Source organism: Paenibacillus sp. FSL K6-0276, from assembly GCF_037977235.1.
Lineage (GTDB): Bacteria > Bacillota > Bacilli > Paenibacillales > Paenibacillaceae > Paenibacillus_AQ.
Window position 1 is genome coordinate 3,975,455 of sequence record NZ_CP150276.1, and the last position, 23,992, is coordinate 3,999,446.

Consider the following 23,992-nt stretch of genomic DNA (forward strand, 5'->3'; position numbering starts at 1 on the left):
GTTCATATATTTCTGAACGCAAACCTAAATAACCATTCATCTCCTAGATTACAAAAAGAAGCTCTAGCAGCATCATGCTGCTGGAGCTTCTTTCATTATGGATGCTAGTGTTCAAAAAAGCGAAACAGGAATGATCTTTCTTCCTCCCTTGACTAGGGTGGACTCTAGCATGTCCCCTTTGACACCTCCGAAATAGAGTTGCCAGTACACACCAAAGCGAACGCTGACGTCATTCTTCACTAGCTCCGGTGGTGTAACAATTAGCCACTGAAATTTGAGAGCCTTAGAAATTTCAAATACGGGGTCAAGCACGTTATTGGAAACCATTTCTCCGAAAGGATTGTCATATAAAAAGACCGTCCACCCTTTGTTCTCACGATTTACACGTTTATGCGTCATGATCATCATTGCTACCAGCAGCTGTACAGATTGGCGCTGTCCACCACTGCCGACAGCCTCATCCAGCGCACCGCGATTGATGATCTCCCAGTCCGAATAATGATAATCTTCCGGAGAGGCGTAGAGGAAGTAATTTTCCGTTACCGGTTTATATACTTGAAGAATCGGGAAGCGATTCTGAAGCGCTGCATAGACGATTCGTCCATCATTAATAACCTCTTTGATTACCAATGCTGGCACTTGTTCAATCTTTGGATATTTTGAGAGCAATTCATGGATACACCGATTGAAATAGTCGCTCACCATCGGCTCTACCTCATCGCTTGTTCTTGGTACATTGATATTCTTGTAATTCAGGCGTACCAACGGGAAGGCATAATTATTCTCGTTATGAATAATCATCCGACGTTCCATTCGCTTCATAATATCAATGATTTGTACTACACGATAAGAAGCCCGAGCTACCCACATCTTGCGGGACAGATCCATATCCTCCTTATCGCTTTGAATGCTCTCAATCTGATCCCGTGAACTACGTAACATCGAATCTAGGACTTGCTGAGCAATAGCAAAGTTATCCCAATGAACCGTATTTAAACGATCTAGAATCTTGGTCTCCAGTTCAGAATTCCGTTCGTTCTTGGCAAGTTTTCCGGTTAATGAATTTTTCTCTTCCTTCACTTTTCTGGAGACCTCGTCCCGTCTAACCCAGCTATCCTTAATGCGTAGAAGCCAATCAGCAACAAGAGACTCGCAGCTTTCTCTTACGCTCAGCATTAATTCTTCTGGCACAGTCCGTAGATTAACCCGATCCTCAATATGTGCGTTCATAATCTTGATCTGATTGGATAACGTCTGAAGGAGCGCATCCATTCGTTCCAAAGATCGTTTACACTGGTTAAGCATGATCTCATTCTCTTGGAAACGCTCCTGAATGTCTGCCTCTTTTTGCTCCAGCGCTTCATTCCAAATCTCTACGGCACGCTCGTGTTTCTCTTTGATTCCTTTTTCTACTTTTCGCAGTTCCTTCTGCAAATTCTCCAATTCGGTCTGGCAGCGGATGAAAGAGTCGTGAACCATCTGGTAATCTTCTTCTAACGAAGCCGTTTCCGACTTTTGGCGATTTCTTGCAGCCATAATGGAGTCGGCCGATTCCGTAGGTTCTGTCACCTTCCACCAGTTCACATCGACTTGATTCAGACTGGATTCAAGCTCAGCCAGATTCTCACTTGCCGCTTTAATCTGTGTAGCCCTTGTCCGAACTTCTAACTCATTCTCGGTTAGCGATTGCTGCAGACTTTCAACGGTACTGAGCTGCTGCAAGAGAAGATTCTGCTCTACTGGATCTACAGGTGTGGCTTCCATATCATCCGAAAGCTGGTGATATGTCGGAAATACAATCTCGGGAAACCAATGTTGCAGTCTAGGAAATAGTGCGTATTTGGCATCTCCCGTCCATTTCTCACGCTCTCCGCTAAGGCTTACCATCTGCGCTTCAAGATGTTCGAGTTGCTGGTCTTTACTCGTTAACTCCTTGCTCACCAGGCTCTTACGTTCAGTATACTTTTTCTTCTCCTTTTGATCCTGCTCATGCTTCTTCGTACGTTCAATCCAGGCTTGCAGCGCTACAGCTCTCTGCTCATGCTCTGCATTAAGAGCCTTATTCTCGGAGAGCTCCCGACCGATTCGAGTAAGCGTTCCCTCATTCTCATCCATCTCGTTGCTTAGATTGATAATGCTCTGCTGAAGTTCATTCTGCAGTTTAATAAGAGCATCCCGTTTCGCTGTAATCGTCTTGGTGTTCTCCGTTTGGTATAACCGCTCATATTCCTGACGCACAGATTTCAACTTCGATAAATAGGCTTCAGCATCCTGCAGCACCTGTTCTTGCTCCTTGAGCTTCGTCTGAATACCGCTTTTAAAAACTAAGAAACGATCTGGCTGCAGTACCATTTGTGGCCCTTGGTTAGCTAAAAGCTTAAAAGATACTGGATCTGAAGCTACCATCTCTTCACGGATAAAGATCGGCACCGCTGATTTCAGCAGTGTGTCCTTCAGCAAATCCGGTTTGATTTTATCAGCTTCGCGCCGGGTAACAATCAGACTATAAGGAAGGAGTGGATGGTGCTCTAGTTCTTCCTCACGTTCAAGGTATGGACGATCATTTAAATAGGAACTGCCCGGTGTAGATTGAATCTTGAGCGAATCGAGTGTATCTTTGACCGCGAGAATATCTGAATTCGGCAGCCAGTAGGATTGGTTTTGAAGTTCCACGTCCATAAGCTGATTGTAGTAATCTCGTCTGGAACGTTTTGTCTGCTGCTCCACTTCATCCATTTTTCGGATAAATCGTAGTTGAATCGTATCCTGCTCTTCAAAAAGGCCAGTAGCTCCCAAACGATTATGTTCATCAAACATTTCCAGCAGAACAACAATCTGTGACCATAATTGTGATTCTTTATAGGTCTGCGAATCAAGCAGTGCCCCGAGCTCGTCTACCTCTCGTTCATAAGAGCGATGTTTCTCGCTGAGCTCGGCATGATTCTTATGCAGTGCCAGCTTTTGGTTCTCTGCCTCTTTATGCTGTTCCTCTAGCACTTCCATATCCAGAAGTATCGTTTTGGCAGCTGAAATCGTACGTTGAAGCGCCGCCACCGGAGCATGTGCAGCTTCCTGACCATGCTGAGCTGCGAATGTTCCGAGTTCTTCTGTATATTGACGGATCGATAACGTCAATTCATTAATCTGGATATCCAGACCTGCTAACTCCAACAGGAAGCTCTCCCGCTCCTTGCGCAGACCTTTTTCTTCAGTCGTCAGTGCTCGCTCCGCTGTTCCAAATCCTCTGATCGTTTGTTGCCAGAGGCTAGACACCACATCCCATTGTTTACGAAGCTTATCTTTAGCAGTCTGAATGACCTCTTGACGTTCTTTCATCTCCAGAGATCCTTCGATCGCTTGAATTTCTTTCTGCCATTGCTCAATTTGTCGTGTGTGGAGCATACGTTTAGCTAAGAAATGAGCCACTTCAAGCTTTTTCTCCTGAGTCTTGGAATCGTCCAGCCGTCCACGTGCACGTCTCTGATCATCACTAAGCTTTTTGAACTCTTCTTGTTTCAGTTCCATTTCTTCCTTGCTGCGCAAATACTTTAGATTGTCCGTCTCAAATCGCAATTGCTTCGCATCCTGATAACGACCAGCCAGTTCATTACCAACCTTACTTCGCTCTTCTTCCGCATTTCTCTGTTCTTCATGAATAACCGTATAGATCTGACGTCCACGAAGTTCAGTTTCTTGAACAACACTCTCTGCCTCTACTCCTAGCTTCACCAGCTCGTATAAAGGTGCAGCCATGCCAAGAAACTCTGTGTAGACTTGTTCCCGCTGTTCAAGCATCGGTAGGCGTTGAGCTACTGTCGCCGTGTCAATAAACATCCGCTGCAGCGTATTGTCTTCTTCTCTCAGTCCCTCATTCAGACTGGAGCCTATCTCAGGGATAATTAGCTTTTCGAATAAGTTATGGTTGGTAAAAGCATCATTCTTTTTAAAATAACCTTTGATACCGCCCTCTTCCCCATTGATCCGTCGCATATTGCGCCACTCGGCGATATGGATATCTCGAGTAGCCAGGAAATCATAATATCTTTTTAAATCCGAGCTATGGCTACCGAAAGGTACAATTTCCCCCCGCCGATCTCGCACAAATTGCTGGATCGTTTCAAAACTCGTAGGTTCAGCAGTCTCTTCATCAAAGAGTGGCAACGTCGAAAGGGTAAGTTCAGACGCTTCGCCATAATCTGTAAGTGCGTACAGTAGGTAATCCACTTTAATATCCTGTTGATCCAGCGAGTTATGTGCCGTCATAGCAATACCAGTCGTCATATACTCATTACGCTCACTATTATCGAGGTGCCATTCGATAGCTACGTGAAAGGTGTAAGGTTTAAGTTGTTTTTTATGGTTATGGAAAAAAGCTTCAACCTGGTTCTCACTGTCTTTTCCCCATGGCGTTTTGGGCATTAATAACTGAAATATGGATTGCAGGAGTACGCCCTTCCCACCACCATTCATAAGCGTAATTAGCGTATTAGCCGGCCCTTCTTCGTTGCAGAGGTCCAGAATCATATCATCATATTTCTTGAGCATTTTCTCGTATTTAAGTCCTGTAATTCGTATGCGTTCAATCCGCGGCATTAGTAGCACCGTCTTTCTCAGCTAAAGTTCGTCCGATGAGATTCTTTAATTCCTGATACCGGTCGACATCATGATATAAATACCGCATTCTCTCATAAAGCTCTTCCCGCGGGAATATCCGCTTCTCTGACTCCGAGATGAACACGAGTTTCTCCTCTTCCAGGAGCTTCATGCCTTCATGAATCAGCCCAATTCGTGAGCCTGCACCTCTTGTTAGAAGATCGCTCTCTTCCTGACTCTTAGTTTGCATATAGAGATTAGTCCACACCTTCGACATCGCTTGGATATCCAACCGCCACTGCTGGCTAAACCGGCCTTCATCATCCATCTGCATCCACGCTTGAAAAAGTGAAGACACCTGATCAGATATCTGTATATAGGACATACTGTCCTGCCCGGACTTAAAGTGAGTCTCGTCCTGATCCATCTCAGCCAAAAAAACAAGGATGATGATATTAATGATATGTAAATGAGTTTTGCGCTCAATTCGTGAATATTTATTCTTCAACTGAGTAAAGTTGCTGGCGAACACTGACCCGAGTGGATTGACGAGCAGATGGAGGCGGTGTCCGGAATTCATCACTCGGCAGCCTGCTTCCTTAGCAACATATTCAAGCGCATCATAGGTTCCTGTATCCTGAAGGCATTCAGCAGCCGCGGGATCATCGAGAGGGATTACCTTTTTACGGAGTAATTCAAAAAATAGCCGTGAAGCTTGCTGTACCTGTTCTAATGTATAACTCATGTTAGTAACTTCTCACCTCTCCACGATCGTAATAGTAAATGGACTCATATCCAAGCCAGCGCACCGTACCCTTGAGGCTGGTTCTGGAGCAATGCTCGTCCGCAGTACCTTGCCGCGCAAGCTGTCCAGTTGAGGCTCACCCGCAAGTACATACCGGATTAGCAACTGACATTCATCAGATCCGTTGCTGTTCTCTGGAGCCTGTTCTTGTACAGTAATCTCTGAATGAAAAAACTGCACCCATAGATCAATAGCATCCGGTGTGCGTGCCCATCTGGTTAGTTCTTCAGCGGAAAAAGCCTCCGCAGTAAACGTAAAGCTTCCTCGCTGAACAAGCGAATGGAACACAGGCTTCCAAAGTTCAACGACTTCCGCCCACGGGATCCCTTTAGGAATATATTGAACGATCTCAGTATTTATCTCATCATCAAGTTCATCCATCACAACATCCGGGATAAAGCCAACCTCTTGCTCCTCCCAAGCCCAGGGAAGTGGATAAACAAAATCCTGATTCGGAGCGAACAATCCGCTGAGTAGCAGTTCAAGGCTGTCGCCGCTTGGCAGCCCCTCTTCTTTAACCCATTCCTCCCAGATATGAGTACGGAAGTTAAAGCCGGCAGCTCCCCAGAATAATTCAGGGAAGTTCAATCTTAAATTAGTCTCCACCTCAAAAATGTTCAAGACTATCTCGGCCAGCTCATCGTGTACACGCCTAGAGAGCTCAACTCGTTCGGAAAGAATACGAATCTCATTGAAGTCGATCACATCTTTCTCGTCATTGGCTAGCCGGGCCAGAGAACGATGAATATTATCAAAATGCTTGCGTTCTTCATCGAACTGCTGATGAATTTCTTCGAGTCGCTGATGCCGAGCCACTCCGAATTCACTAAAAATATGCTTCGGGTTGCGGCGTAGTGCATTCCGGTATTCCTGCTGTTGCTGAGTCATCTTCCGCACCCGGGAGATCAGTTCATTCACATCCTGAAGTGCCCGAGTTACACGTCCATGCTTAATATGCATCTGAATCTCGAGTAGCTTGATGCTGATCTGGAACTCTTCAATAATCTCATGGCTCATAAAAATGAGCTCCATTGCGTATTCGGAGAGGCGATAGATCGTTCTGCCACTCTCTTCCCAACTGCTGCGGGTCGCATCCTCGTCCACCGTGAAATACTTATATTTCTGCACGGACATTTGCCGGGCCGCATCATCATAATAATTCGATTCGAAGTCCCCACCATTCCCGCTCCAGAGCAGGCCTTCCACCAAACGTCCTACCGATTCGGTAGTCCCGAGATTCGCGATATTAAAGCGTTCCAGCGCAGTCCAAGCCAGCGTTATAATATCTTCCTTGGATCTTCTCTCATTAGATTCTAGTTCCAGATAATAGACTTGCAACAAGATGCTTAAAGACACCATTTCTTTGTAAGGTTGAATTTCGCCAAGGTTCATGCCAGCCCCCAGATTCCATAGGGGATTCAATCGTTTGTTTCGTTCGCCAAAATCCGACCAATTCATCTTTCTGCCATCCTCACCAAATAAAATAAAACCCATATACATCCGTATAGGGTTCTGAAGTACGCGAATATATGTTTCTATTATATCAATCCTTCGAAGGTTATGCTATTTTTTGTTAAACAAAATAATAGCTTCTATCCATGTATTTCTACTCAGCAGAATCTGGAGTAAATGCCATACAATACTGCTCTAGTGCGCTGTTTGGTAAGGGTATCACCTTGACCGTGCGGAACTGATAATGCTCATAGATGGGTAGATTATTTGGCGTCTGTGTCTCTAATGTACATAGTGCATTCTTCTCGCGGCACTCGGCGAGCAGCGGCATCATAATCTTTGATACATACCTTGCCCACGGTAACGTTCTTGCACTACAAACATATCCAAATGCATATACTTCTGATCTCCAAACATCGATAACCATAAGGAGCTCATACTGCAAAATGGATAATCCTCGAATAAACCCTCGCACACCAATGATTCGGCAAATCGGTAAACACTTGAGAATCGCAAGGCCAATTTGTTTCATATAGTTGACGTTCGAAATCAATGTCCCCGTCTGACGCTCCGAATGGAACACCAAGGCGACAGCTTCATAATCTGTTGACGTCGTTAGTAAATCCGAATAAGGAAAGAGCATCTCAATATAGCGATGGAAAAAAATATTCAATACTCGGAGTCTGGTTGATTCATCAGGCAAAATATGTTGATAAAGTGGATCATCCTTTGCGAAGGCTTCTGCCAGAACCCTGGCGGCTTTCGGAATGTCCTGCCGATGAATTTTAATTAATGTACTACAAATAGTTCCACCTCATTTAGTTACTTTCGCGATAGGCTGGGTTAGTGAACAAGACATCCAAGAATATTATAACTTGTGTAGTCAAGTCCACATGAACATAAAAAAGCCAGCACCTTTAGGCACTGGCCTCCGACATTCTATTTTATAGCCAATACTACTTCTTCCGTGGTCCGAATCTTGCCGATCCTAGGGAAAATGGTTTTACACACATAGTCATGCTCCTCTTTTGTAGAAGCAGTCATTGCATCTTCCACAAAAAACTGGTTGTAACCAAGCTGATAAGCTTCTCTAGCTGTCGTGTCTACACCGATTGATGTAGAAATACCACACAATACAATCGTATCTATACCACGGCGCCGTAACTGTAAATCAAGATCCGTTCCGAAGAATGCCCCCCACTGACGTTTAGATATCACATGTGCATTTTTGAAATGATCTAATTCCGGCACCAAGGTATCCCAGCCTTCAGGAAAGGATGCTGCATTCCTGTTCAAATCTGTATGAGGTCTTAACATATCTTGTCCATCTAACGAGGATACTTTTACAAGTACTACAAATGCACCTTTTTCAGTGAAGGCTTGGACTAAACTGCTGCCTTTCTGAACTACCTGCGTACTTGAATGCGGAGCTTTATTCGGGCTGTGAACAATTCCATTTTGCAAGTCGATTACAACCAGTGCCGTTTTCTTTGTATCAATACATTCAGTTTCTGATCTCTTTAAGTCTTCCATTGTCTTCTCTCCCATTTAAGCTTAGTTTTTTATACACTTTAAAATAAACCCAGCCTGCATTTATCAATAACAAAACACTTGTAATAAAGAATATATCTCGGATCCCAAACCAGGCTGCCACTTGCCCACCTAGAACCGAACCCGTAAATGTGCCTAGATAACCTGCCGACATGTTAAAGCCAAATACTCTACCTGTAAGAGAATCCGGTGTGATTTTCTTAACGAGGATATTAATAGAAGGTATTAACCCACCTGCCGCTAATCCTAGTAGAAAACGTAGACCCATTAACTGCCAAGGGTTCTGAACAATCGCTTGTGGGATGAATAGAAGTCCTGCAGCTATAAGCGCAACTAGTATAACTTTTTGAGCACCTATTCGGTCAGACAGCTTGCCAAGCCTTGGAGCAGCAATAATGTTAGCCAGCCCTGAAGCTGAGAATGTCATCCCTGCAAGCAGAGCCACATGACCAGCACTCTTGGATAGCTGAGTAACATATACCGTAATAATCGGTTCTACAGAGTATAAAGCAACAGTTAGAATAAAGAAGGTCACAAACAAGGTAAGCGTTAGGCTTTTCTCTGGAACACTGCTCCAGACCTCTTTGATACTAAGCGTCTTTTTATCTTCACGATGAAAAGATTCCTTCACGAACAAAGCAGTTGTAATGAAGGCAATCAGCATCAGTCCACCCGTAATAAAAAATGAACTTTGTAAACCCATGCTCTCTGCAATGAAACCACCAATCGTTGGGCCAAGCAAAGATCCAGCAATACTAGCCGTTGAAAGGGTCCCTAAAGCATATCCTGCATGTTCCTTATCCGTCTGAGTTGCAATTAATGTTGTACAAGCTGTACTATAACCCGTAATCGTGCCCTGTAATAATCGAAGCGCAATTCATACATACACATTAGGTGCAAAACCCATACAGCTTATCACGATCGCCATTCCAAGACTTGCCCGCAAAAGCATTGGTTTCCGTCCGAACCTGTCTGCCGCCAGCCCCCAAATAGGTGAAAATATGGCTGAAACGATAAAGGTAATCCCAAAAGCAATGCCAGAAAACTGAGCAACGGAATCGGGATTGTCAACGCCAAGATGCTTAATATAAAGCGGTAATACAGGCGCGATCTGGCTCATACCTACACCCGTTACAAACATACCAAACCAGCAAACGATTAAATTCCTCTTCCACATGGACATAAAAAAGCCTTCCTTCTGCTAACAATAACAACCTCATATTAACAGTCAGATTGGCTCTATACCATGCATTATTCTAAACTCCATGGACATTTTTGCTCTGAAATTCCGAGGGACTGATACCCGCCATTCTTTTAAAAATTCTGCTGAAATAAAATTCATCCGTAAATCCAAGGGCTTGCGCAACCTCTTTGATTTTTATGTCCCCTTCGAGAATCAGCTCTTTGGCTTTATCGATTTTCATTTTATTAAAGAACTCAATGATAGAATAACCTGTAATCTCTTTGAACGCTCTCGACAAATAAGCAGGTGACAGCTGCACCATGTCAGACAATTCACCCAAGGTCACTTTATGATTTATCTTTTGATGCATATAGTTGATGATTTTTTCCACCTTTAAGGAAGTGGAGTAATTTTGACTTTGTTTTTGTGTATTTTGAACAATCGCGATGATTAGCTGCTGTAATAAAGTCTTTGCTACAAACTCATATCCTGGCAGTTTAGTATTCCAGCTCTGAATCATTTTACCGAAGATATCTCCCACCTGATAATAATCCTTCAATTCCGTTACATCTTGAAGATGGAGTGTCTCCACATGACCATTAATTCCCCATTTCTCCTCGTTCATGCTCACCTTCGCATAGTTGAAATGAACGGGTTCTAACAAGCTTGCTCCAATTTCTCTTGGGGTCATTGAAGAATCTGTAGTTACAATACAGAATGTGAAAAAATAAATTATTTATATTCATAAAATCCCCCATATGTAATAGATCTTCTATTCGTGAGCTAGTACCGAGGAATTATTAACATGATTGTTCTTTAACTTGACATGTATGAATTAATTTATGTAATATGAACAAGCCATAACGTTGATATATCATCTTTTTTTCATTAGGAGTGATCATATGGATTCCAAAGACCCGCTAGGTTTAGTTATTCGCGATTTACATTTAGAAATAGCCAATTATTTAACAAAATTGCTTGCCCCTGTTCGACTTGCTCCTGAACAACATTTACTTATGGCTTTGTTGCTTGAGAAAGAGGGTTTATCTCAGAACGAGATTGCTAATAAACTTGGGAAGGACAAAGCCAGTGTTGCCCGGATGATCGCTAGCTTAGAAAACAAGGGTTACATTCATAAAGTAACAAGTACGCAAGATCGTCGCTCGGTAAATGTTTTTGTAACAGAAGAAGGCAGGAAATTAGAAGCTACAATAAATGAGGTGACGATTAAATTAAACGAAGTTATCGCGACAGGATTATCTCCTGCGGATTACTCAACGCTAAAGACTTTGTTAACTCGTGTGCAGGATAATGTAAGAGAGGCATAAAAGCATTTTTCTTACCCTATAGTTGACATATCATCTATTGTACAAAAATAATGCAAATCCATTTCTGAAAAGAGGTTTATCCCTATCATGGAATCAACAGCAACTGTTCAAGTTAAACGTCCCGCCCTAATGGCCTTCTCACTTATGCTAGGTGCATTCGTCGGACTATTTAGTGAAACCGCCTTAAATATGGCTTTTACCAACTTAATGGATGAATTTTCAATCAACGCCTCAACGGTTCAATGGCTAACAACAGGATATCTACTTGTATTAGGAATCCTCGTTCCTGTATCCGCCCTATTAATGCAATGGTTTACCACTAGGCAATTATTCACAGCTTCCTTGCTATTATCTATCGTCGGTACATTAATGGCTGCCCTCTCCCCTAATTTCACTTCATTATTAATTGCGCGTTTAGTGCAAGCCTTGGGAACTGGTTTGTTGCTGCCCCTAATGACGAACATTATTCTTATTATTTTCCCTGCACATAAACGTGGAACTGTCATGGGGATGATGGGACTGGTCATTATGTGTGCACCGGCCATCGGGCCAACTTTATCTGGTTTGATCGTGGATCATTTGGGCTGGGAGTTTATCTTTTGGATCAGCTTACCTTTATTATTATTTACATTTGGATTCGGATTAACATTCATCAACAATGTAGCCAACATCTCTAAGCCTAAAATAGATATTTTATCCATCCTGCTTTCTACTTTCGGATTTGGTGGCATCGTATTTGGATTTAGCAACATCGCTGATCATTCTTTAAGTGAAATCATTGTCTATCTGCCTCTTATCGTTGGTATCATCAGCTTAATCCTGTTTGTATTAAGACAGTTTAAGTTGGAAACGCCGATGCTGAATTTACGAGTGTTTAAATATCCCATGTTTACAATAGGATTGATAATGGTCTTTTTAGGAATGATGATCATTTTATCCTCTGCAATTTTATTACCCTTATATTTAAAAGGAGGTTTATTGTTATCAGCGACAGCTGCAGGCATTCTACTCCTTCCAGGCAGTGTGATTAACGGAGCAATGGCTCCAGTTACTGGTAGAATATTTGATAAGTTCGGCCCGAAATTATTGCTGCCGCTTGGATTCTCCATCGCAACAATTGCAGGTTTTCTATTTACAAGCAACTCTACTGAAACCAGTAGCCTGACCTTTATTTTAATACACTGCGCAATGTTTATCGGATTAGCAATGGTCATTATGCCCGCTCAAACCAATGGCTTAAATCAATTACCCGTGAAATACTATCCGGATGGGGCTGCTGTCATGAATACACTTCAGCAAATCGCAGGTGCCCTTGGTACGACGTTCGCTGTTACGCTAATGTCTAGCGGACAAACACGATTCGCTAGTACACATCCAACCGCTGCACAGCCTGAAATTTTAACCGCTGGAATTACACATGCATACTTATTTATCGCAGCAATTGCAGGTATCGGATTGATTTTATCGTTATTTGTTAAGCGTGCTAGAGTTTATTAATTTTATCAAAAAAGACAGTGGACATTAGCTGTCCGCTGTCTATATTTTTTCTGTTTTTAGTTATGATATAAAGTGATCCGTCTACCTTGTATTCAGCATAAGTAATGTCCTCAACGCTTTTATAACCTTGCTCCCTGACCCATTTCTGAATCTGCATCTTATTCATCGGTCTGCCACGCATGGAATCTTCCAGGAGCCTACCTTTATCAATAATTGTAATGGAAAAAGCAGAAGACTGCTCCGACTGCTCATCTTCAGACTTGCGCATAACCGACAGAGAGCCGTTCGTCTCGAGCAGGGCATACTTTACTTCACTTAGAGAAAAAATATTTTGTTGCCGCAGCATGAACAGTAGTTGGGTTAACTCAATATCGTATTTCTCCATCAAATCCTGATTCACTTTGCCATCGTCAATTAGCAACACCGTCCGACCTTCCGCCATGTTCCCAAACTTCACAAAATGGGTAGTCGCCTTTTCAAACAAATAAGCCAAGGCAGTCCAGATGAATAGAGCAAACAGCAGATGCCAGATCTTCACCTCATCATCGTATATTGTATTACCAACAAATTCACTTAAAATCAATGATGATAGGAAATCGAGTGGTGTCAATTGGCTAAAACCTCCATAGCTGCACCTCCCGATGGATTCACACAGGCTCGTAGCCTTTTTACACAAAATCCAATTATGAGAGGTATTACACTTTCCTAGTTGAGTATAAACATTAACAGCTATAGGTGCTCTTTGGCATGTTTTCGCTTAAGTAGGGATAGTTATTAGAAATGTTGTTCCTTTGCCTTTTTCACTATCGACTTCAATAGTTCCTTTCACTTTATCAATGGTACTGTAGACCATAAGCATTCCCAGTCCTGTCCCTTCGGCTTTGGTCGAATAATACGGCTTACCGAGACGCGATATTTCATCCTTAGTCATGCCAACTCCGTTATCCTTAATACTGATCATTATATTTTGCTTTTTTTCAGATATATTGATAAATAGTGTGCCGCCTTCTGTGTCCTTCATCGCTTCAATACCGTTTTTATACAAATTAATTAGACATTGCTGAATCTGGTTCCGATCGTAACTTTTATTTAACGAATTATTAAAACTAAATTGGACCTCTACTTTGTGCATGGTGGCAAAAGGCATGATGATATTTTTAGTATATTCTGATTCTGCCTTCATGTTGGAGTAAACCATATTGTCGGATTGTGGCTTGGCAAATGAAAGATAGTCACTCACAATTTTTTCAGCTCTCTGTAGCTCCTGTAAAGATAACTCTATAAATCCCTTCTCCTCTTGAGTCATCGTTTTCGATTTATTCAACAGCTGCAAAAAGCCGCTGGTCACCGTAAGTGGATTTCTTATTTCATGTGATACGCTAGCTGCTAACTCGCTGACGACATTTAATCTTTCCGATTGCATAATTCGATCGCGATTCTTAATATTGGTGATAATCTTTTCTATTAAAATCATATTGATACTCATCACTCCGACATGCGTCGTAAAGGCATTCAAGGTAAGAATCCAGAATTCTCTATTTAACGTCCCCTGTGCAAAACTTAAAATTAATAGGTAAAATCCCATTGTTAGAAAAGCAATCCCTGTTGCCGCGATGATGCGACCCTTTGAATCTAGTTTTAAGAACCTTTTACTATATAACGGTATCAAAATCAGGATTGCAGTGGCAAAAAGAAAAGAATGTAACGTCCCCTCTCCCCCCACATAGAATCGATAGATATTTAAAATGATATATAGGGGTAGAACGCTCATGTATCCACCAAAAAGAGCCACAATAATAAACGGGACATATCTCAAATCAAAAATATAGCCAATATCGAGTTTAAAAGGTTTGGCTATACAGAGACACATGGTCACTGCCGACAGTAGAACTAGAATCTTACTATTGTAAGCAAAAGCTCGATTCTCAAAGAAAATCAGAAAAATTAAGATTGGAAACAATAAAAACAAGAAATTCAAAAGCAAAGTCTCAAACAAGGGATAACTTCCTTTCAGCCTAGTGTTGCTTAAATAAAGATTTTGATAACGTACTGGAAAAATACGCTAAAGTAATATTATAAGTAAAGTCCATCCTATTAACTATGTATTTCTCAACCATTTCTAAAATAATATTAAAAAAAGCACCCAATGGATGCTTTCATGAAGCGATCATATTCATACGGTTGATCTAGTGACTCTTTTCTTATTGTTTTGCTGTTTGTAACACTCTTATGATGATCGATGTTAGTAATATTCCTAAGCATGTCCCTGTTATAGGCGAAACCACAAGAATACCGATTATATTCCTGCTCGAACTAAAAAGTAACTTCATACTGGTTAAAGCAACTGCTACAACAACTACTGATGTCCAGAACATATTTTTTTGTTTCGTAGATACCACTGGTATTGTCGTTACTGTTTCATGGTGTCGATACAAAGAACTACCTATGATCCAGGTTATCATGAGTAATCCGAATACCGAAAAAGAATGCTGCAGTATTTTATAAAGAGGGAAATTATAAATCATTAAATCTCTTAGTGGAGGATATAGCTCTACAAAATAACCATTAAAATGTGTAAATCCATCGATGAACACATGAGTTAAGAAACCAATAATCACAGATAGGCTAAACACTACCCAGCCCTTAGAATTCAAACTCCACTTGCTCAAGGTATTGTATGCTCGTTGATCAATATTATAGTTTGAAGGAAGATGCAATACTAAAATCTCTTTAATTATAAAATGGAAAATCAGTGCAATGATCACACACAGCGGAATCGCCTGCAAAAATAGTCCTGTTACAGAATGCCCTATACTTTGATAGGGCTCAAGCATAATAAAATATTCAAAATCAGGCGACATACTTCCTAGTATTAAGCCTGTAGCACTAAAATATTTTGGTTTCACATATTTAAACGGAAGTGCAAAAATAGGATGAGCAAAAGTAAAAGGCATAACTATCTCCTAATGTTTATTATAATTTCTTAGCAACAAAGGTTATACAATCTGTTGTCAGTTTTACAGTTTGTCCTTTTCTTTCAATTTCATATTCTAATTGTTTTACAAGTCGTTGTTGAACTTCCCATCCAGTATACTGATGAACTAATAATTCCATCATTTTTTCTGTAGATAAATTCACTTCAAACATTGGATCTAATTCCTGTCCATTTTCAAGGTTTACCTCTTGTATGTTCGATCCGATAATAATGCAATTGGTCCCATTTGTTTTTGTTCCACAAATCATTTCATTAAGTTTTCTGTGAAGTACCTTTTCCGAACTTACATGTTCCAAGGAAGACACTGCTAAAATAATGTCATACTCCTCTTGATCGATAACGAAATGTTCAATGTCTGATAATCTTGTCACAATAAAGGGTTCGACCCCAAATTTCTGACTATAACTCTCTAATTTTTCTATGGCCGACTCCAATAAATCTACGCAAACAACCTTGCCATTCCTATTTTTCATGGATTCCGCTATGGGTATACTATTCCTACCGATCCCAGATCCTAAATCTAGTACACTTAAGTATTCTTGATCGGTGTACTCTTCTAAGAGATCGATTACCGATTGTACGGGTCTATGTAGCCAGGAACCTGGTTCGAACAAATTATAACTATCGTAACACATATCATGATATTTCTTCTCTTCCGTCCTAATATTCGCTACTCTGTCCATATCACACCTCGAGCTTTCTACATCAAGCATGTTTATTTTTCTCTAGCCGTTCAATGAATTCATTTACCTGACTTCTTGTTTTTAAAATAATGACCTGTTGATTTTCTTCTATCTGTTCAAGTTTTTTATTGTGTTCATTCGAGTGCTTCTTTTGTAATTGAGCTGTTGGAATATAGATAATAGTTATAAACCGTTACTTGCAACTGAAGTAACGGTTTCTTTCATTCGTATGAAACATCGATCAATACATGAAGGTTTGTTCCAAAATGTACATTAAACTATACAATTATTTCCCTAGAAATCCACCTTCAGATTTTATCACTTGTCCCGTAATCCACTGCGAATCATCACTCGCTAAGAAATTAATGCCTTTAGCTGCATCTTCTGGTAAGCCGATTCTTCCCATTGGAAACATAGGCAAAAAGTGAGTTTTCATCTCATCCGTTATCCAACCAGAATCCGTAGGACCCGGATCAAAACCATTGACTGTGATATATAGAGGTGCCAAACCAACAGAGAGTGGTTCGATCAAACCAATTAATGCACCCTTTGTCATTATATACGCCAAGTTATCAGGATCGGGGCCTTTTGAAACCATAAAGATGATTCTACCTGGAGTCCCCTTTGAATGATTCTTTTCAAACCTTCTGGCAAACTCAGTGCTGAGTAAAACCGTTCCACGATTGTTTACTACATAATGTTGATCTAACGATGTAATACTCAGGTTCTGATAATTCGTAGGTACGCAATAAGCTGCATTATTAATCAAAATCGAAGCATTTCCTAAAGATTGCTCTACCTGATCCATAATCTTTAACGAGATTTCAGGATTGGCAAAATCTGCTTCCATATGCCCTGCTCTGACTCCCAAGCTTTTCAATTCCTTGCACAGTTGTTCTGGCCACTCCTTTTCTCCACCATTCCCTTCTTTTTCATCAAAAAGATGCCAATGTGTAAAGAAGATATCTGCACCCTGACTTGCAAGCGAACGGCATATCGCTGTTCCGATCCCCGTGGATCTGCTTGCCCCAGTAACGATTGCTATTTTATTTTTCAATGAGTTCATCAATAATACCTCCATTCATTAATTAAGAGGATAGGTACCCTCTCTATTTTGCATAGCTGAATAGCTTTGAATGATTTTCAATACGCATTCGTCTATGGACAGCTTATCCGTCTCTACGATAACATCTGGGTGTTCAGGCTCTTCATAAGGAGAATCAATACCAGTGAAACGATTGATCTGCCCAGCTCGCGCTTGTTTATAGAGTCCTTTCGGATCTCTCACTTCACACACTTCCAAGGGACATTGAACATATACTTCCAAGTACGATTCTCCAATCAGAGAACGGACTTTGTCTCGAGTGGAGCGATACGGAGAGATCGAGGCGACGATCACATTCAAGTTCGCATCAAGCAATATCTTGCCAATCTCGCCAATCCTTCTTCCTACTTCCAATCGATCCTTTTCGCTGAATTGAAGATCCTGATTAATGCCTCTCCTCAATATATCACCGTCCAGAATATAGCAATTCTCAATGTGATTTTTCAGTTCCTCAGCAAGCGTAGATTTACCTGAACCCGATAGCCCAGTTAGCCATATCATTTGATTCATAGACATATACCTCTTCCTGCTAGATTCTATTGTTAAACTACTTTGTATAGTTATTCTAGCTTAAACACAATTCCAGTGCCTGTCCCATCCTTCTTTAAGGGAACACTAAATTCCTTGAACTCTAATTTAATACCGGAGATATCGTCAGGGAGCGGGGGAGATACTACGTAGTTATAGGCTGCATGTCCTGATGAACTTCCGCCATTCGTCATTCGACAGTCATACGCTTCTCCTATATACAGCTCAAAATGGTTAGGTTTATTAGCATATAATTCAGAGGTAATATCCCAATCCATACTAAGCGTGATAACACTTGCATTACTGTATTGCCGTATAGAGGTCAGCGTATAGAAGAACTCATCTGCCTCAATAGATTGTAGAACAGCAATATGTTTTCTAAAACCAGTAGGCTCAACCATCGGTTTAAAATGATCTTCACTAAATAACGTCCCAAATACAGCTTTCAAGAAATCCTCGTAGAGTTCAAACTTCGCCGCCCAATCAGAAATATACTCAAAAGGAGGGAATCCTGGATTATTATCCGAACGTTCCTTACGTTGTTTTATTAGTGCACAAATCTGCTCATCGATCTCAATAATTTGTTGATCATAATGCTCAGTGGGGCGTATAAATGTCATGTGTTTCATCTCAGTCCTCCTTATTGCATTTCTTTGAATTCATATACTCATTAGACTAGCGTTACTTCGACAAATTATTTTATACATTTAAACACGAGAAAAGTGGGATTCTCATCCTTCTCTTATACTCTCCTTCACTATTAAAAAACTGGGAATTTGGCTTACATTCTCTAATATCCTCTATCTTAAATCCAACATGTTTCAGTGACTGAAAATACTCTTCAAAAGTTCTATGGTACTTAACTACACTTTCTCCAATCCAAGGCTCCATTCTCTTACCGACTTCAAAATAGTTATCGACGATCCAGTCCGACTTTCTTTCTGAAGTTGTTGCACTATTCATGGATGATGTTAGAACCGGATGCTGTACACTAAAAATAAACTGACCATTAGGGATAAGCGCACTACGGATACTATCAAAGATTGGTTTTAGGTCTTGTAAATAATGAATAGCCAACCGAGAGATTACCAAATCATATTTCTCTTTTGGGTAATTCCAACTCTCCATAGTAGCATAGTGAATCTTACTTTTAGATGTATTTAACAGTTCTTTTGCCGCTTTGACCATATTACTTGAACCTTCCACACCTTCGTAAAAGTTACATCCCTGCTCAAGCAACTCATATCCGAACTTAGCATCCCCGCATCCTAAATCGAGCATCTTTTTCCCAAGTACATCGCCCATAAGATCATATATAACCGGCTTTTCAATAATGTTATTTGGGCTATCCTCTCTGTTTCTTCTCAATAAATAGTTATAGAAAAAATCCGCATTGTCATACACCGATGACCCTTTGTAATCCAAAAGAATACCTCCTTACTGTTAGAAAATACTTTTGGGTAATTTTAGCATTTAAAACAACCTTATACTACCGATAATCTCATTTAGCTACTTAAACCTATCATTAAAAAAACACCTCGATGGTAACATTTTTTAGAATGTAACTTGATGAAATATATGATCCTCCACTTGATGTGGTGCTTAATTCCCTACCCTAAATGTTGTTAAACTCTTTCTCAGCAGAAGCAATTTGTATATAGCATTAGAAAAATCTATCAACTTAGAATTAATAACTTCAAAAAATACGGTCAAGGAATTGGCCGAGAACCTGGCTTGTTTCTCAGCTTGAATCAAGGTCTTTGTTTCATTGGTGAGAATGATGCTGGATGATTTCCAACTATTCATCCTAGTAGTTTATCCTATGAGGTTAGATGAAACTAATAGTTTACATAATACTTCCTATTGACTAGAATTATGTGTAGAAAGATATCTTTACATAAAATTATCCAAAGGAGACTTAATAACATGCAGAAATTTGCTCCAAAGAGTTATGTAGGACTGTTGCTCATATTTGTGTTATGCGCCACAACTCTTGTCACTCCTCTCTCCAGCAACAAAGTTCAAGCCGCAGAGGCTAAACCCGAAACAACCATAACACTGCTTGGAACATCGGATATCCACGGACGGTTTATGCCATGGGATTACGCGCTCGACGGCCCGAACAAGACGGGCAGCTTGACTCAGCTGTACACGATTGTGAAAAAGGTTCGTGAAGAGAATCCGAACACTCTCTTGCTTGATGCAGGAGACATGATACAAGATAACTCTGCAGAATTGTTTAATAATCAACCCAAATCTCCAATGATGGTAGCCATGAATGAGATGAAATACGATGCTTGGGTTATGGGCAACCATGAGTTTAATTTCGGACTTGATGTGCTGCAAAAAATCTCCTCACAATTTAAGGGACAACCCTTAGTAGGGAACGTATTCAAAGAAAATGGCGACCGGTACATGCCGGCTTATACCATTATTGAGAAGGCCGGGATCAAAATTGGCATTATCGGCATGAATACACCCATGATTACTGAGTTTGAAAAGGGAACCGACCACCTAGACGGAATTATCGTGAAGGATCCTGTAGAAGAAACAAAAAAAGCCATTGCAGAGTTGAAAGGCAAGGTTGATGTCATTGTAGGTCTCATGCATATGGGCCTTGATAATGAGAATGGAAAAGCAGGTACAGGTGTAACGGATATCGCTAATGCGAATCCAGAGTTAACTGCTATTTTCGCCGGACATATGCATACACTTGTTGAATCGAAGACAGTGAACGGCGTGCTGATCTCTGAACCTAATAAATATGGATCGCATATTTCGCGTATCGACCTGACGTTCACGAAGCAAGGGGATAAAGTGGTACTGAAAGACAAACAAGCAACGGCTCTGGCAGTAAAAGCCTCAGACGGTTCGTTTGAGGAATCCGATGCCGGACTAGAGGGCATTTTAAAGCCATTTCACGAGTTCGCACGTGCGGATGCCAATACCGTTGTTGCTGAACTAAAGGGAACGAATCTTGTCCCATCGAATGAAATTCAAGGCATTACTACTGTTCAAATCCAGGAGACTCCGTTATCGGACTTCTTCAGCGAAGTGATGCTGCACTACAGCAAGGCCGATGTCGTCGCTCACCAGATTGATAATGATAAGGCTAAACTAGATGTTGGGCCGATTAAGAAAAAAGATATTGCTTACAATTATCAATTTGCGCTTGGTGAAGTTACGGTGTACCAGGTAACAGGCAAAGACTTAAAAGACTATATGGAATGGGCAGTAGGTTATTTCAACTCGACGCGTCCAGGCGATGTAACCATCAGCTTCGACTCCAAGAGACGTGCCTCTAAATACAGCACCAATGATTTCTTTGGAGGAGTATCTTATGAAGTTGATTTGTCCGAGCCTTATGGAAGCAGAATTAAGAACCTGAAGTATGCGAGTGGCGCTTCCGTGAAGGCAGACGATAGTCTGAAGCTTGGAATGAACGCCTACCGAATGGAAGCCCTGAAAGCTAAAGGTGGGGCTCTGGAAGGAAGAACATTCAAGCAGCTCTGGTCTTCTAAAGATGCTACTGCCTATGGCGAAAATAAAGGTACCATTCGAAATCTCTCTATCGCTTATTTGAAAGATGTAAAAAAAGGCGTGTACGAACCAACAATCCATCATAATTGGAAAGTGACAGGTATCGATACGACAGCGCCGGCGCGTGTTGATGTCGTGGAACTGATTAATGCCGGTATTCTATCTGTTCCAACAACGGAAGATGGTAAATATTCAAATATAGCTTCCATTAACATTCTAGATTCGGTTACCCATGAAGAAATCGCTGAGCTCTCTACAAAGGCGAATGTAAACCAAGCGTTGTTCTCCGACGTAAAAACCAAAGGTGATTTCTATCAAAAGCTGAATCAAGCGAGAAAAACCTCAGCTGGTGTAGTAGTTGAAGAACAACCTAAACCTAGTGAACCTGCAGTTGTTGAAGAGCAGGCTAAACCAGAGCCAGTTACACCTGTACAAGAATCTACGGGTAAAACAGAGAAGCAAGCCAAAGTTACAGCTTATTTCTTGAATGTACGCGCTAACGCCTCATCCAAAGCAAAAATTTATACAGCATTGCCTAAGGATACCGTCTTGGAGGTACTAAGCACCGATAAGTATGGATGGGTGAAGATCAACTTTAACGGCAAAGAAGCCTATGTGTACGGACAATATGTAAAAATGTTGCCTTAATCATAGCTGTTTAGTGCAATCTTAACCAAAAAACCAGCAAATCTCCTTTGGCCGGAGGCTTGCTGGTTTTTATTTACAGTCAATGGTAGCGAAATAGTAGGCACCAAACTATAAATTTCCTAGAATGGATCATTAATGTTCTCTACTCACTGCTATTTCTAACATGGCATAGCATTTAGACAAAAAATCAGCTTATACATTTTGAATATTAAAGAAATGTATAGGCTATATTTTGTATTATTAAGGACCAGACAGATCTTTAGGACAAGGAGAACAAATCTGTACCCTTAAGAGGAAATATCAATATCAAGTTCATGAATTATGGCTCTAGCAGTTCCTAGAAGTTGCTTCAAAACGTGGATAATTTCTTCCCTGTAAGTCGCTCCTAAAGGTAATTATTTTCATTTCTAAGCTCTACCATTTCTTCTATTTGATTAAATATTAGTGTTTTAAGACTCTGTAATGTTTGATGTGGTAATTCCTCACCTCATCCATATGTTTCTAAAGCTGAACGTTCTTTTTAATTCATCTGCTCATTCCTCCGAACCAAATTGGCCAACCTCTTGTCCCGCAAAAAAATATGTAAGCTGTTCGATAAGTGTACATAATGCTTGATATTGTTCTTCTTCTGATCTACTCCGTGGAAATTCACACCAGCTGCTTTCATAATTCCAACTACAGTATCGAGATTTCGCAATCTTTCACTTCAAATCACAAAATAAAATGAATGTTAGAAAAATGTTAGAAAAACAATTCAATAAATGACCGTTCTTCTCCTTCTATCCAGCATTCCAACAAAGACAAAAAGAAGAGAAACCTTATAAATCAAGGCTTCTCCGATTTGAAACAGTGATGCGGTCAAGAGGACTCGAACCTCCACGTCATTGCTGATACTAGAACCTGAATCTTGTGTTCAAATAAGTTCCAGTATATTTAGCAGCTTCTGATGCAGGCAATGGGAGATACGTTGGCGTCTCTGGAGCTTTCTTTTCAGGGAAATAGTGATCCATCAAGGCTTCATAGATATCTAAGCTCATCATTGTGTCATTGTTATAGGACATGTAGAAAGCCGTATTCTCCTCCAGGCATATTTCCACCTTTGAGAACCACATGATAGCCATTCATCAGATCATTACGATACCCTTCAAATCCTCCAATCGTCGTCATCGGAAGCGATTCATTCGCAAATACAGAATAGGTTTACATCATCTTCGTGGTTTCTTTACTAATGATTTGCTTTCCATTCACGCTACCTTGTTGTTGAAAAAGAGTTAAATATTTAGCCATATCTTCACCTGTTGAAAGGATGCTGCCCTGTGGCCCATCGGTTGGAGCATGCCCAAAGGTTGGATGAGGTTTACCCTCTGGACTATAATGTGTGGCCATTCTATCTAAAAGCTTTGGGGTAAATCGAGCACTAGTAGAGTTCATTCCTAGCGGTTTGAACACATGGTTCTCCATATACTTATAAAACGGGGTGCCACTTACGTTCTCAATCGCATAACCAGCAAGTAAAAATGCAAAATTATCATAGGTATACGCTTCACCAGGTGTCCGAACGACCGTCGGCATATGCTCCGTCATAAACTTTTTCATGTGGATATCTTGATCTACATATTCCGGTCCAACAAAGTTAGCTTTATCTGGGTAATCAAAGCCCGTTGTGTAAGACAACATATTTCTTAAGGTTAACGGAGTTTCCGTTTCATTAGGTACTTTCATTCCTCCAAGATACGCATTGATATCGTGATCAAGATCCATCTTTTCTTGTTCCACTAGCTGCAGAGCTGCTAAAGCTGTAAATGTCTTCGACACGGATGCGATCTGAAAGACGGTATTCTTATCGACAAGGGTTTTCTTTTCTTTGTCCGCATATCCGTACCCTTTATTCACGAGCACCTTTCCGTCTTTAACCACTACAAAATTGGATCCGTTCACATTGTATTCCTTCATTTTCTGCGCAAATATAGGGTCCGCGAAAGCCTCGATTTCTTTTCCATTAGGCTATGTTAATTCCTAATGTTGATAATTGAATAACACGAACAATTGTTCTATAATTATAGATATAACTGATTGTTCGGAGT

17 protein-coding genes and 2 pseudogenes are annotated in these 23,992 nt (G+C 40.8%); 3 read left to right on the plus strand and 16 right to left on the minus strand.

Annotated features, from left to right (window positions below):
• Nucleotides 1–111 precede the first annotated feature (111 nt).
• The 7 genes and pseudogenes from MHH52_RS18730 to MHH52_RS18760 form a co-directional block, all read right to left on the minus strand.
• On the minus strand, nucleotides 112–4,593 hold the full coding sequence (locus MHH52_RS18730; protein ID WP_340003982.1) for a hypothetical protein: 4,482 nt from the start codon (nucleotides 4,591–4,593) through the stop codon (nucleotides 112–114).
• Nucleotides 4,580–5,338 (minus strand): DUF6063 family protein, encoded by a 759-nt coding sequence (locus MHH52_RS18735; protein WP_340003983.1) that lies wholly within the window; start codon nucleotides 5,336–5,338, stop codon nucleotides 4,580–4,582. Before MHH52_RS18735 ends, MHH52_RS18730 begins: the two co-directional genes overlap by 14 nt.
• Before the next feature lie 12 nt (nucleotides 5,339–5,350).
• On the minus strand, nucleotides 5,351–6,856 hold the full coding sequence (locus MHH52_RS18740) for a hypothetical protein (protein WP_340003984.1): 1,506 nt from the start codon (nucleotides 6,854–6,856) through the stop codon (nucleotides 5,351–5,353).
• Between the two features lie 148 nt (nucleotides 6,857–7,004).
• Complete coding sequence (locus tag MHH52_RS18745) at nucleotides 7,005–7,523, minus strand: GNAT family N-acetyltransferase (protein ID WP_340003985.1); 519 nt, start codon at nucleotides 7,521–7,523, stop codon at nucleotides 7,005–7,007.
• A gap of 266 nt (nucleotides 7,524–7,789) precedes the next feature.
• Nucleotides 7,790–8,383 (minus strand): isochorismatase family protein, encoded by a 594-nt coding sequence (locus tag MHH52_RS18750; protein WP_340003986.1) that lies wholly within the window; start codon nucleotides 8,381–8,383, stop codon nucleotides 7,790–7,792.
• Nucleotides 8,355–9,584 (minus strand): annotated as a pseudogene (locus MHH52_RS18755) (multidrug efflux MFS transporter). Before MHH52_RS18755 ends, MHH52_RS18750 begins: the two are co-directional and overlap by 29 nt.
• Before the next feature lie 73 nt (nucleotides 9,585–9,657).
• Nucleotides 9,658–10,275: an AraC family transcriptional regulator gene (locus MHH52_RS18760; RefSeq protein WP_340003987.1), complete on the minus strand. Its 618-nt coding sequence runs from the start codon at nucleotides 10,273–10,275 to the stop codon at nucleotides 9,658–9,660.
• A gap of 211 nt (nucleotides 10,276–10,486) precedes the next feature.
• On the opposite strand from MHH52_RS18760, the gene MHH52_RS18765 reads away from it, so the two are divergent.
• Together MHH52_RS18765 and MHH52_RS18770 are read left to right on the plus strand one after the other, a co-directional pair.
• Nucleotides 10,487–10,912, plus strand: coding sequence for a MarR family transcriptional regulator (locus MHH52_RS18765; RefSeq protein ID WP_313639376.1), 426 nt, complete (start codon nucleotides 10,487–10,489; stop codon nucleotides 10,910–10,912).
• A gap of 87 nt (nucleotides 10,913–10,999) precedes the next feature.
• Nucleotides 11,000–12,409 carry an MDR family MFS transporter gene (locus MHH52_RS18770; protein ID WP_340003988.1) on the plus strand — a complete coding sequence of 470 codons (1,410 nt, stop codon included), beginning with the start codon at nucleotides 11,000–11,002 and terminating at the stop codon, nucleotides 12,407–12,409.
• On the opposite strand, the gene MHH52_RS18775 is transcribed toward MHH52_RS18770, so the two are convergent.
• From MHH52_RS18775 to MHH52_RS18810, 8 genes are all read right to left on the minus strand, one after another.
• The gene (locus MHH52_RS18775) at nucleotides 12,396–13,019 is read right to left on the minus strand and encodes a YetF domain-containing protein (protein ID WP_340003989.1); all 624 of its coding nucleotides are present in this window, start codon (nucleotides 13,017–13,019) and stop codon (nucleotides 12,396–12,398) included. The genes MHH52_RS18770 and MHH52_RS18775 overlap by 14 nt on opposite strands.
• Before the next feature lie 147 nt (nucleotides 13,020–13,166).
• A complete protein-coding gene (locus MHH52_RS18780; RefSeq protein WP_340003990.1) occupies nucleotides 13,167–14,405 on the minus strand; it encodes an ATP-binding protein in 1,239 nt (412 codons plus the stop codon).
• Between the two features lie 205 nt (nucleotides 14,406–14,610).
• Nucleotides 14,611–15,363 carry a DUF4184 family protein gene (locus tag MHH52_RS18785; protein WP_340003991.1) on the minus strand — a complete coding sequence of 251 codons (753 nt, stop codon included), beginning with the start codon at nucleotides 15,361–15,363 and terminating at the stop codon, nucleotides 14,611–14,613.
• 19 nt (nucleotides 15,364–15,382) lie between these two features.
• Nucleotides 15,383–16,087: a class I SAM-dependent methyltransferase gene (locus MHH52_RS18790; protein ID WP_340003992.1), complete on the minus strand. Its 705-nt coding sequence runs from the start codon at nucleotides 16,085–16,087 to the stop codon at nucleotides 15,383–15,385.
• A gap of 286 nt (nucleotides 16,088–16,373) precedes the next feature.
• Entirely contained in the window at nucleotides 16,374–17,153 is a 780-nt protein-coding gene (locus MHH52_RS18795; RefSeq protein ID WP_340003993.1) for an SDR family oxidoreductase, read from the minus strand.
• A gap of 18 nt (nucleotides 17,154–17,171) precedes the next feature.
• Nucleotides 17,172–17,756 (minus strand): adenylyl-sulfate kinase, encoded by a 585-nt coding sequence (gene cysC, locus MHH52_RS18800; protein WP_340009733.1) that lies wholly within the window; start codon nucleotides 17,754–17,756, stop codon nucleotides 17,172–17,174.
• Nucleotides 17,753–18,349 carry a chorismate mutase gene (locus MHH52_RS18805; RefSeq protein ID WP_340003994.1) on the minus strand — a complete coding sequence of 199 codons (597 nt, stop codon included), beginning with the start codon at nucleotides 18,347–18,349 and terminating at the stop codon, nucleotides 17,753–17,755. Before MHH52_RS18805 ends, cysC begins: the two co-directional genes overlap by 4 nt.
• A gap of 70 nt (nucleotides 18,350–18,419) precedes the next feature.
• Nucleotides 18,420–19,145: a class I SAM-dependent methyltransferase gene (locus MHH52_RS18810; RefSeq protein WP_340003995.1), complete on the minus strand. Its 726-nt coding sequence runs from the start codon at nucleotides 19,143–19,145 to the stop codon at nucleotides 18,420–18,422.
• Nucleotides 19,146–19,646: 501 nt separating this feature from the next.
• Between MHH52_RS18810 and MHH52_RS18815 the strand changes: the two genes are divergently transcribed.
• Complete coding sequence (locus MHH52_RS18815; RefSeq protein ID WP_340003996.1) at nucleotides 19,647–21,908, plus strand: 5'-nucleotidase C-terminal domain-containing protein; 2,262 nt, start codon at nucleotides 19,647–19,649, stop codon at nucleotides 21,906–21,908.
• A 905-nt stretch (nucleotides 21,909–22,813) separates the two neighbouring features.
• Here MHH52_RS18815 and MHH52_RS18820 read toward each other — a convergent pair.
• A pseudogene (locus MHH52_RS18820) lies at nucleotides 22,814–23,903 on the minus strand (serine hydrolase); the annotation flags it as partial.
• Nucleotides 23,904–23,992: the final 89 nt, after the last annotated feature.

Coding starts and splice junctions, on each gene's coding strand:
- MHH52_RS18730 (WP_340003982.1), bottom strand. CDS start 4,593: ATGCCGCGGATTGAACGCATACGAATTACAGGACTTAAATACGAGAAA.
- MHH52_RS18735 (WP_340003983.1), bottom strand. CDS start 5,338: ATGAGTTATACATTAGAACAGGTACAGCAAGCTTCACGGCTATTTTTT.
- MHH52_RS18740 (WP_340003984.1), bottom strand. CDS start 6,856: ATGAATTGGTCGGATTTTGGCGAACGAAACAAACGATTGAATCCCCTA.
- MHH52_RS18750 (WP_340003986.1), bottom strand. CDS start 8,383: ATGGAAGACTTAAAGAGATCAGAAACTGAATGTATTGATACAAAGAAA.
- MHH52_RS18760 (WP_340003987.1), bottom strand. CDS start 10,275: ATGACCCCAAGAGAAATTGGAGCAAGCTTGTTAGAACCCGTTCATTTC.
- MHH52_RS18765 (WP_313639376.1), top strand. CDS start 10,487: ATGGATTCCAAAGACCCGCTAGGTTTAGTTATTCGCGATTTACATTTA.
- MHH52_RS18770 (WP_340003988.1), top strand. CDS start 11,000: ATGGAATCAACAGCAACTGTTCAAGTTAAACGTCCCGCCCTAATGGCC.
- MHH52_RS18785 (WP_340003991.1), bottom strand. CDS start 15,363: ATGCCTTTTACTTTTGCTCATCCTATTTTTGCACTTCCGTTTAAATAT.
- MHH52_RS18790 (WP_340003992.1), bottom strand. CDS start 16,087: ATGGACAGAGTAGCGAATATTAGGACGGAAGAGAAGAAATATCATGAT.
- MHH52_RS18795 (WP_340003993.1), bottom strand. CDS start 17,153: ATGAACTCATTGAAAAATAAAATAGCAATCGTTACTGGGGCAAGCAGA.
- MHH52_RS18805 (WP_340003994.1), bottom strand. CDS start 18,349: ATGAAACACATGACATTTATACGCCCCACTGAGCATTATGATCAACAA.
- MHH52_RS18815 (WP_340003996.1), top strand. CDS start 19,647: ATGCAGAAATTTGCTCCAAAGAGTTATGTAGGACTGTTGCTCATATTT.